We start from the raw sequence: 10,124 nt of genomic DNA on the forward strand, positions 1-10,124 counted from the left end.
GCTTAGGTATCCAGCTCCTCGGTGGGAGAGGCCGCTGCCTCCTCGTCCCGAAGCCTATGAATATGGGCGATAAAGTACCGCATATGCGCGTTATCCACGGTTTTCTGGGCCTCAGATTTCCACGCATCGTAGGCCGAGGCATAGTTCGGATACATCCCAACAATATGAATGGCTTCCACGTCCTTGAAGACATTCTTAGTCGGGTCTACCAGTTCGCCGCCAAAGACGAGATGTAATCGCTGAACCATAGTCGGCTCCTTTCGGGTCACTTTGCGGGCACCATAGGCGTTGACCTTGGCACGTCAAGCAGCGCTCAGGTCGCGGGAACCAATCGCGCCATCAACCCCTGATGCACATTTATGGGCGCGGCAAGCACACCATTGACCTGTGGGTGCGGGTTGTTAAAGCGCAACGGCGTGCCCACTTGGTCGGTCACGGTGGCGCCTGCCTCGCGGGCGATCAAATCACCCGCCGCGATGTCCCATTCCCATGAAGGCCGCAGCGTAATCATCCCATCAAATGCGCCCTCTGCTACCAAAACCATGCGGTAAGCTAACGACGACCGAAAGTGTTGCGTGACGGGAAGTGGACCGCCCCAACGCTCTTCTGCGAACATCTTTTTGTTGCCCAACAACTGCGCCCCATCCAGCGCGGATCGCGATGATGTGCCCAGCGCGGTGCCATTCAACGTCGCGCCCAGCCCACGGGCGGCGGTGAACATCAGGTCCAACATTGGCAAGTACACGACAGCAGCAACAGGCACGCCGTCTTCGACCACCGCCAACGCATGAGAAAACCCGGTTTTGCCATTCATAAACGCGCGGGTGCCATCGATCGGGTCCACAACAAAAACGCGGTTTCGATCTAGTCGTGTCGCGTTGTCGGCTGTTTCTTCTGACAACCAGCCATAGTCGCTGCGCGCGGCGGTTAGTTCCTCTCGCAGCATGGTGTCGACCTCAATGTCGGCTTCGGTCACAGGGCCTTGGCCTGCGCCTTTGTCCCACGCCTCGGGGTCTTTGCGAAAGTGTTTGGCCGCTATCTCTCCCGCGGCCTTTGCGGCATCGCGCAAGAGCGCAAGATCAGGCTCCGGCAATCGTAAGCCCCTCTACCCGCATCGACGGGATCGCGCGGGTCAGATGCATACGCGCGTCATTCGCGGGCGTCATGGTCCGCAGCATATCGCGCAAATTACCGGCCACCGTGCATTCATTCACTGGATAGGTGATTTCACCATTTTCCACCCAAAACCCTGAGGCACCGCGCGAATAATCACCGGTGGTTGCGTTAATCGACGACCCGATCATCGAGGTGATCAAAAGCCCAGTTCCCATTTCAGCCAGTAGTTCGGCCTGAGTTTGGGTGCCTTGTGTCATCCGCAGGTTAGAAACGGAGGGGCTGGGCGGTGCAGACGTCCCGCGCGAGGCATTGCCTGTTGAAGCCAGTCCAAGCTTGCGGCCGGTGGCCAGGTCGAGCACCCACCCTTTCAGGACACCATCGGCCACGATATCGCGGCGCGAAACGGGCAGGCCTTCACCATCAAAGGGCCGCGAGCCGTTGACCCGCGCAAGAGTTGGGTCTTCCCACAGGGTTATGCCGTCGGGCAGAACTGGCGTATCCATGGCATCCCGTAGAAATGACGCCCCCCGCACTACGGAACTACCGTTAATCGCCCCCATCAGGTGACCAATCAGGCTGTTGGCGACGCGTTCATCGTATAGCACCGGATAGGCGCCGGTTGGCGGTTTGCGCGCGCCAGCACGCTGCAATGTCCGCTCGGCTGCCATGCGCCCAATCAGTTCGGGCGCATCCAGATCGGCCGCGTGGATACGGCTATCACCATAATAGTCACGCTCCATTTCGGTGCCGGTTCCAGTGATGGCCACAACGCTTAGGCTGGTGCCTGTACGTTGATAACCCCCTGAAAACCCGTTCGACATTTCAAGATGAAGGCGCCGGCCGCCATAGCCCGCACCAGCATCCGATACCTGTGCAATACCATCATATGCGAGCGCCGCAGCCTCAGCCCGCGCGGCCATATCCTGTAGTTCGGCGGGGGTGGGCGGCTCTGCCGTCTCCGCCAATTCAAGCGCGTCCAAATCCCAGTTTTTCGCCAAATCCTCGGGGTCTGCTGGTCCGATTACGGGGTCCTCGGGGGCCTCTTTGGCCATGGCCACGGCCCGTTCGGCCATTTGCTCTAATGTCGCCGCAGACGTATCCGAGGCCGACACACAGGCCTGCCGCTTGCCCATCATAACCCTAAGGCCAATCTCGATCCCTTCGGATCGTTCGGCGTGTTCCAACGCACCGCCACGCACATCAATGCTCACGGAGGTGCCATCTACCGCCAAGGCATCAGCGGAGTCAGCCCCCGCGGCTTTTGCAGCCGAAAGGAGTGCTTTGGTCAGGTCAGAGAGCGATTGCGTCATGGGAAGTCCTTGATCGAGGTCTCCCCTGAGGTAGTCCGCAAGGGCGGTGCGTGCAAGGCTGACGGCCGTTAGCGAATTGTTAACGATTGCTAACGCACATGCGCGCAGATCAGGATCGCAGCGTCAGTCCCATTGCTACCCTGATGATCGGGGCCATAGATCGGCACCTCAATTTCGGTCACCTGGATATTCTCGGGCAGGTCCGCAACCGCAAGATCGAAGGAAGCCGCGCGGTAATGCGCCAAACCAACAGAGATCACGCCCAAACCACCCGGCGCGATCACCCGCAAAACCTCTGGCAAGGCGAGCGGACCAAGGTGCCCAAGGGTAAAGGTGCCACTGCTAATCACGCCACGGTATGCACCGTCGGGCACGGGCATACCCGCGGTTATGTCCGCGATAAACGTACGCTCATACAGATCTTTTTCTTCAGCGACGCCCAGCATTTCAGCCGAAATATCAGTACCGTCAATCTGGTGAATTCCCTGCTGCCGCAATGCAAACGCAGCCAGCCCGGTGCCTGCACCCACATCCAGAACAGGGCCCTTGCCGTCCCGTTCGACGAACGTCTGCGCCACCCAAAACGGCAGTTGATAGTCCATCGCGGCGGCAAAACTGGAATCGTAGTCCCGCGCCCAAGCCGCATACAGCTTGCGCGAATCTTCGGGTGTCCTAAGGCGATACGCCGTTTCTAGGGAACGCTCCGTCATGTTAATAATTTCGCAATTGCAGCATTAACAAATCAACCCACTATGCGAAATCTGCGACGCTATACCCCTGAATGAACAACAAACCTGTCAAATCGCCATGATTAATACGCACATCGCACTGTGCCTGCACCGATGGTTTGGCATGAAGAGCCACCCCGAGGCCTACGCGACTCAGCATTCCTAAATCGTTTGCGCCATCCCCTACGGCCAGCACATCCTCCTCTGAAATCCCCAACCGCGCAGTAATTTGCTGCAACGCAGAAACTTTGGCTTCCTTGCCCAAGATCGGCCGCCCCACATCGCCCGTCAACTTGTCACCGTCTGCCAACAGCGTGTTGGCACGATTTTCATCAAAGCCCAGCTTGGCCGCGACCTGTTCCGTGAATGCCGTGAAACCGCCCGACACCAATGCCGCGTAAGCGCCATTCGCCTTCATCGTCGCGACAAGAGCGGCGCCGCCAGGCATGTGGGTGATCCGCGTAGCAAGCACGTGATCAATCGTTGCAACGGGCAGGTCCTTTAGCAGACCAACACGTTCGATCAGGGCGCCCTCAAAATCCAATTCACCATTCATCGCGCGGGCGGTGATGTCGGCCACACGGGGGCCAACGCCTGCCTCTGCGGCCAATTCATCAATGCATTCTTGCTGAATCATGGTACTGTCCATATCGGCCAACAGCATCTTTTTGCGCCTGCCTGCACTTGGCTGCACCACAAGGTCCACGCCGACCGATTGCAGGCTTTCCCACACGTCCCAACGGTTGCTCGGCACCTCGTGCATCTCAAACTCGGCGGCGACGTCAGGCATGAGCCATTGCACAGCACCCCCACCCCAAGCGTTGCGGAGATTTTCCACCAAAGCAGGCTCTAGTACAGGGGTCGTGGGCGCGGTCAGCAGGGTTACGCAGTACATCAAAGTTTCCGATCGTCGTCAGGGCGTGTCGCATTTGATCCAATGAGCGGCGCTTTAGCGCAGGATTGCGGCTTGTGCGAGTCGCTTTCCCCCGATAGGTGCAGTGGCGGGACACCTCGCCCCAACGCGAGGCACATATCTGAAAGGGTATCCATTATGGGTATGATCGAACCGGGCATTAAGCCCGCTAATCCGCGTTTTTCTTCTGGCCCTTGCGCCAAACTCCCCAATTTTTCGCTAGAAATGCTTGCTGATGCGCCGCTGGGCCGTTCGCACCGCGCCGCCATTGGCAAGGACAAGCTGAAAGCTGCGATTGAGACGACCCGTGAGGTCCTCGGCATTCCCGCTGATTACAAAATCGGCATCGTTCCCGCATCTGACACGGGCGCCTATGAAATGGCGATGTGGAACCTGCTTGGCGAACGCAAAGTTGAGATGCTCGCCTGGGAAAGCTTTGGCGCCGGCTGGGTGACCGATGCCGTTAAACAGCTTAAGATCGACGCAGAGGTTAAGACCGCCGACTATGGTCAAATCGTCGATTTCGCCACGGTCGATTTCAACAATGACGTTTGTTTCACTTGGAACGGCACGACATCGGGCGTGCGCCTGCCAAATGGTGATGTGATCCCGGCCGACCGTACTGGCCTGACCCTGTGTGATGCCACTTCGGCCGCGTTCGCAATGGACTTGCCTTGGGACAAGCTGGATGTGACCACCTTCTCTTGGCAAAAAGTGCTGGGCGGCGAAGGTGCGCATGGGATGCTGATCCTGAGCCCACGTGCCGTAGAACGTCTAGAAAGCTACACGCCCCCGTGGCCCCTGCCCAAAATTTTCCGCCTCACCAAAGGTGGCAAATTGATTGACGGAATCTTTTCCGGCGCGACCATCAACACGCCCTCAATGCTGTGTGTTGAGGATTATCTCGTCGCTCTTGATTGGGCCAAATCCAAGGGCGGCGCTGCGGGCATGATTGCACGCGCCGACGCCAACGCACAGGCAGTCCATGACTTTGTGGCCGCGCACGATTGGATCGAAAATCTCGCCGAAGACCCCGCGACGTGGTCGAACACTTCCGTCTGTCTCAGGTTTGCGGATGCTCGTATCCAAGACGGCGCGACATTCGCTAAAGCGGTTGCCAAACGGCTCGAAAAAGCTGGTGTTGCACTGGACGTAGGCGCCTATCGCGACGCGCCAGCTGGTCTGCGCATTTGGTGCGGCGGCACGGTTGAAACGTCCGATGTTGAGGCGTTGATGCCTTGGATCGAATGGGCGTTCGAAGCAGAGATTGCCGCACAAACGGTTGCTGCCTGATCCTATCTAAAGGGCGCAGATTTGCGCCTTTTCTCCCAATTTCCCTGACACGAAGGGTGCGTCTCACCGCACCTGCTCTCAGAAAGTATATGAAATGCCCAAAGTTCTCGTTTCCGACAAACTCTCCGAAACCGCCGTCCAAATCTTCCGCGATCGCGGCATTGATGTGGATTTTGAACCCAGCTTGGGAAAAGACAAAGAAAAGCTGGCTGAGGTAATCGGCCAATACGACGGCCTTGCCATCCGTTCGGCCACCAAAGTGACCGAAAAAATCTTGGCCGCCGCAACCAACCTCAAGGTCGTGGGTCGCGCAGGAATCGGCACCGACAACGTGGACAAAGAAGCGGCATCCAAGAAGGGTGTGATCGTCATGAACACGCCCTTTGGCAACATGATCACAACTGCCGAACATGCGATTGCTATGATGTTCGCTGTCGCCCGCCAAACCCCAGAGGCCAGCGCATCCACCCATGCAGGTAAATGGGAAAAGTCCAAGTTTATGGGCGTTGAACTGACGGGTAAAACACTTGGCGTCATCGGCGCAGGGAACATCGGCGGCATCGTTTGTGACCGCGCACGCGGCCTAAAGATGAAGGTCATCGCCTATGACCCCTTCCTCTCGGAAGAGCGCGCTGACAAGATGGGCGTCGAAAAGGTTGACCTGGATGCGCTGCTGGCCCGCGCGGATTTCATCACGCTGCACGTGCCCTTTACCGATCAAACCGCCAACATCCTCAGCGCAGAAAACATCGCCAAGACCAAAAAAGGCGTGCGGATCATCAACTGTGCCCGCGGCGGTTTGGTGGATGAAGACGCACTGGCCGAAGCTCTGAAATCTGGCCACGTGGCCGGTGCCGCATTTGACGTGTTCAAGGTTGAGCCTGCGACGGACAGCCCGCTGTTCAACCTGCCCAATGTCGTTTGCACCCCGCACCTTGGGGCCGCCACGACCGAGGCGCAGGAAAACGTTGCCCTGCAAGTGGCCGAGCAAATGTCCAACTACTTGCTCACAGGGGCCGTTGAAAACGCGCTCAACATGCCATCGGTCACCGCCGAAGAAGCCAAAGTCATGGGCCCTTGGGTAAAAGTAGCCGAGCACTTGGGCTCGTTCGTGGGTCAAATGACCGACGAACCGATCCAATCGATTGAAATCATCTACAACGGCACCGTGTCTGCCATGAACCTAGAGGCGCTGAATTGTTCCGCCGTCGCAGGTATTATGAAGGCCACAAACCCTGACGTGAACATGGTCTCGGCGCCCGTGATCGCCAAGGAACGCGGCATCCAAATCTCGACCACGAGCCAAGACAAATCCGGCGCATTTGATGGCTACATCAAGCTGGTGGTCAAAACAGCAGAGCGTGAGCGTTCCATCGCCGGCACCGTGTTCTCGGACGGCAAACCACGCTTCATCCAGATCAAAGGTATCAACATCGACGCCGAGGTGGGCGCGCACATGCTGTACACCACGAACACCGATGTGCCCGGTATCATCGGGACGCTGGGTCAAACGATGGGCGAAAACGACGTGAACATCGCAAACTTTACGCTGGGGCGGTCGGCTGCGGGTGCGAATGCTATTGCACTATTGTACCTTGATGCCCCCCCCCCTGCTGCAGTTCTGGAAAAGCTGCGCACCACTGGTCTGTTCCAGTCGGTTGCACCGCTGCATTTCAACGTGGCCTAATAGTCACCAAAAACATCATAACGGGCCGCGCGTAGACGGCCCGTTATTGCGCGCCGCCGCACCTCTATCCCGCCAGACATCTCTGCTAAGCCCATGACTTAGCCCAGTGCGTAACACCGTCACGTTACGCTAGACGCGATGTTGCGGGCCACTTATCCATAGATAAGTCACGCTTCGATGCGGGCAGTAGCACGGGGATCAACCGTCCATTTGCTGCCCCGCAATCGAAGAAATGCGGAGGGTACAATGCAAGAAATCGTAATATTGTCAGGCGCACGCACCGCCATCGGAACGTTTGATGGTGCGCTAGCGGGAACGTCGGCCATTGATCTGGGCGCCGTTGCCGCCAAAGCCGCACTTGACCGCGCGGGCGTCGCAGGCGCGGCCATCGGCACGACCGTTTTCGGCCACGTCATCAACACTGAACCCCGTGATATGTACTTATCCCGCGTCGCCGCAATGCAGGCCGGCGTGCCCGAAACCGTCCCAGCGATGAACATCAACCGGCTGTGCGGGTCGGGCGTGCAGGCCATCGTGTCAGGGGTTCAGGCTTTGCAATTGGGCGATGCCGATTTCGCGTTGGTCGGCGGAGCCGAGAACATGAGCCGCGCACCATACACAATGCCCTCACTGCGGTTTGGCCAGAAAATGGGCGACACACAGGCAACGGACATGATGCTCGGCGCGTTGACCTGCCCGTTCGGGACCGGACACATGGGCGTCACCGCCGAGAATGTCGCGCGTGAGCATGGTATCACCCGCGCGGAGCAAGATGCCTTTGCACTAGAAAGCCAAAATCGCGCGGCCGCCGCGATTGATGCCGGATTTTTTGACGACCAGATCGTTTCGGTCGACGTCCGCGTCAAGCGCGATACAGTGGCCTTTGCACGCGATGAACACCCCAAAGCGACCACCATGGAAAAGCTTGGCGGCCTGCGCGCGGTGTTTCAAAAGGACGGCACCGTGACTGCCGGTAACGCCAGCGGGATCAACGATGGGGCCGCCGCACTTGTTCTAGCCACGGCCGAGGCGGCAGCGGCAGGTGGGCACCAGCCGATGGCCCGCGTTCTTGGATATGCTCATGCGGGGGTCCGCCCAGATGTGATGGGCATTGGCCCGATCCCTGCGGTTGAAACGTTGTGTGCCCGCACCGGTCTAACGATTGCCGACTTCGATGTGATTGAAAGCAATGAGGCGTTTGCCGCCCAAGCGCTTGCGGTAAACAAGGGCCTTGGCCTCGACCCCGCGCGTGTTAACCCCAATGGTGGCGCAATCGCGCTGGGTCATCCTGTCGGCGCGACCGGCGCGATTATCACCGTAAAGGCGCTGTATGAGGTGATCCGCACTGGCGGGAAGCGTGCCCTAATCACCATGTGTATCGGCGGCGGTCAGGGCATCGCTTTGGCGATTGAGCGTCTGTAAGGTTTAGCTGTTGCGCGCTTAGTAGCCAAGCGCGCAACCGTCCTTGCGGGGGTCAGAGGCTCCCTCCAGATACCCGCTTTCATCAATGCGGATCGCTTGCGCGCCCCCGATTGGACCATGCGGAATTTCAACATTGTGACCCATGCTTTGCAGCTCAGCACGGACAGTATCGCTATAACCGCGCTCCACTTTTAGCACGCCTGTGTCTGAGAAGCTCCGCGGCCCATCAATGGCTGTTTGGGCGTCCATCCCAAAGTCCGTCAAGTTGGAAACAAACCGTGCATGCCCATTCGCCTGATAGGCGCCGCCCATCACGCCAAAGGGCATGATGACCTTGCCGTTTTGTTTAAGCATAGCCGGAATGATAGTGTGCATCGGGCGCTTGCCTGCACCATATTCGTTGGGATGACCGCTTTGCAGCGTGAAGCCAGCGCCACGGTTTTGGAACAAAATACCATATTTGTCGGACGCCAAGCCACTGCCGAAGCTATGGAAAATCGAATAGATCAGCGACACAGCCATACCGTCTTTGTCAACGACTGTGATGTAGATGGTGTCTTTGTGTACTGCCTCGGTCCGTACATGTACCTCCTGCGCGGCACGCTTGGGATCAATCAGCGCAGCCAAACCTGAAGCCGTTTCGGGCGCGAGCATATGTGCCAATGCTGTCGTATGATCAGGATCCGCGATGAACCGATCACGCGCATCATAGGCAAGCTTCGCGGCCTCTGCCTCAATATGAGCGCGTTGGGTGCCAAATGGATCAAGGCGCGCGATATCAAAATGCGACAGGATCGCGTTCATCAAGATTGCCGTCGCACCCATGCCATTGGGCGGATGCTCAACCAACTCTAGCCCGTTGTGCATACCGGTTACTGGCGCGGTATAGTCAGCGGAAGTCGCGGCAAAATCATCCAAGGTATGCTGACCGCCCAAGGCGCGCAGGCTGTTCACCATGTCTTCGGCAACTGGACCTTCGTAGAAACCCGCGCGCCCGTTTTTGGCGATAGACTCTAGCGCATTTGCCTGTTCCGGCAGCGCAAAATGTGTGCCCGACTGTGGTGCCTTGCTCCACGGAAGGAACAATTCGCGAGCGCGGCCCTGCGGGGTTTCTTCGGTTTCGGCCCAATCGAAAGCGACCCGAGGTGCGACAGGCACCCCATCGCGGAAATATGGAATGACCGGCCCAAGCGTGTCGGCAATGCCCAGCTTGCCGTGATCGGAGGACAGTTTGCAAAACGCATCCACTGCGCCGGGCACCGTTACCGCATCTGCGGAATAAAGCGGCACCGCTGTCAGCCCTTGGTCGCGCAGCGATTGTGCAGACGCACCGGCCGGTGCTTTGCCCGAGCCGTTTAGTGCGATAACATCTTCGGACCCCGCAGGTTTGAGCAGCACAAAGCAATCGCCCCCCAGCCCAGTCATCTGTGGCTCACACAGGCCAAGCAAAACAGCGCCTGCAATTGCCGCATCAACCGCATTGCCGCCCCGCATCAGGGTTTCGATAGCCACCCGGCTCGCCAATGGGTGCGAGGTCGCACACATACCGCGAGTAGCTAGTACTGGGGATCGGCCCGGAAGTTGTAAGTCGCGCATTCTGTTCTCCGCTCAGTGTGAAGCGTGACTTTAGCGCGAGAATTTCAGAAGCCAAGATG

At 58.3% G+C, this 10,124-nt stretch carries 9 protein-coding genes; 3 read left to right on the plus strand and 6 right to left on the minus strand.

The features are described from left to right. Positions 1-2 precede the first annotated feature (2 nt). The 5 genes from AC4GMC_RS05575 to serB form a co-directional block, all read right to left on the minus strand. A complete protein-coding gene (locus AC4GMC_RS05575; RefSeq protein ID WP_038007547.1) occupies positions 3-248 on the minus strand; it encodes a DUF4170 domain-containing protein in 246 nt (81 codons plus the stop codon). 65 nt (positions 249-313) lie between these two features. Next, on the minus strand, positions 314-1,093 hold the full coding sequence (locus AC4GMC_RS05580; protein ID WP_487876496.1) for a 3'(2'),5'-bisphosphate nucleotidase CysQ: 780 nt from the start codon (positions 1,091-1,093) through the stop codon (positions 314-316). Continuing rightward, positions 1,080-2,426 (minus strand): TldD/PmbA family protein, encoded by a 1,347-nt coding sequence (locus AC4GMC_RS05585; RefSeq protein ID WP_487876495.1) that lies wholly within the window; start codon positions 2,424-2,426, stop codon positions 1,080-1,082. Before AC4GMC_RS05585 ends, AC4GMC_RS05580 begins: the two co-directional genes overlap by 14 nt. Positions 2,427-2,515: 89 nt before the next feature. Next, positions 2,516-3,136: a class I SAM-dependent DNA methyltransferase gene (locus tag AC4GMC_RS05590; RefSeq protein WP_487876494.1), complete on the minus strand. Its 621-nt coding sequence runs from the start codon at positions 3,134-3,136 to the stop codon at positions 2,516-2,518. 40 nt (positions 3,137-3,176) lie between these two features. Next, a complete protein-coding gene (gene serB / locus AC4GMC_RS05595; RefSeq protein WP_487876493.1) occupies positions 3,177-4,049 on the minus strand; it encodes a phosphoserine phosphatase SerB in 873 nt (290 codons plus the stop codon). A gap of 156 nt (positions 4,050-4,205) precedes the next feature. On the opposite strand from serB, the gene AC4GMC_RS05600 reads away from it, so the two are divergent. From AC4GMC_RS05600 to bktB, 3 genes are all read left to right on the plus strand, one after another. Further along, a complete protein-coding gene (locus AC4GMC_RS05600; RefSeq protein ID WP_487876492.1) occupies positions 4,206-5,360 on the plus strand; it encodes a phosphoserine transaminase in 1,155 nt (384 codons plus the stop codon). Positions 5,361-5,454: 94 nt separating this feature from the next. Next, positions 5,455-7,047: a phosphoglycerate dehydrogenase gene (serA, locus tag AC4GMC_RS05605; protein ID WP_487876491.1), complete on the plus strand. Its 1,593-nt coding sequence runs from the start codon at positions 5,455-5,457 to the stop codon at positions 7,045-7,047. A 246-nt stretch (positions 7,048-7,293) separates the two neighbouring features. After that, positions 7,294-8,469, plus strand: a complete 1,176-nt coding sequence (gene bktB, locus AC4GMC_RS05610; protein WP_487876490.1) for a beta-ketothiolase BktB — start codon at positions 7,294-7,296, stop codon at positions 8,467-8,469. 18 nt (positions 8,470-8,487) lie between these two features. On the opposite strand, the gene AC4GMC_RS05615 is transcribed toward bktB, so the two are convergent. Further along, the gene (locus AC4GMC_RS05615; RefSeq protein ID WP_487876489.1) at positions 8,488-10,065 is read right to left on the minus strand and encodes a gamma-glutamyltransferase family protein; all 1,578 of its coding nucleotides are present in this window, start codon (positions 10,063-10,065) and stop codon (positions 8,488-8,490) included. Between the last annotated feature and the right edge of the window lie 59 nt (positions 10,066-10,124).

The sequence above is a fragment of the Thalassobacter sp. genome (assembly GCF_982993085.1).

Excerpts from the sequence above, each read along its gene's own strand:
- AC4GMC_RS05575 (WP_038007547.1), bottom strand. The coding sequence starts at position 248 with ATGGTTCAGCGATTACATCTCGTCTTTGGCGGCGAACTGGTAGACCCG.
- AC4GMC_RS05585 (WP_487876495.1), bottom strand. The coding sequence starts at position 2,426 with ATGACGCAATCGCTCTCTGACCTGACCAAAGCACTCCTTTCGGCTGCA.
- AC4GMC_RS05590 (WP_487876494.1), bottom strand. The coding sequence starts at position 3,136 with ATGACGGAGCGTTCCCTAGAAACGGCGTATCGCCTTAGGACACCCGAA.
- serB (WP_487876493.1), bottom strand. The coding sequence starts at position 4,049 with ATGTACTGCGTAACCCTGCTGACCGCGCCCACGACCCCTGTACTAGAG.
- AC4GMC_RS05600 (WP_487876492.1), top strand. The coding sequence starts at position 4,206 with ATGGGTATGATCGAACCGGGCATTAAGCCCGCTAATCCGCGTTTTTCT.
- serA (WP_487876491.1), top strand. The coding sequence starts at position 5,455 with ATGCCCAAAGTTCTCGTTTCCGACAAACTCTCCGAAACCGCCGTCCAA.
- bktB (WP_487876490.1), top strand. The coding sequence starts at position 7,294 with ATGCAAGAAATCGTAATATTGTCAGGCGCACGCACCGCCATCGGAACG.
- AC4GMC_RS05615 (WP_487876489.1), bottom strand. The coding sequence starts at position 10,065 with ATGCGCGACTTACAACTTCCGGGCCGATCCCCAGTACTAGCTACTCGC.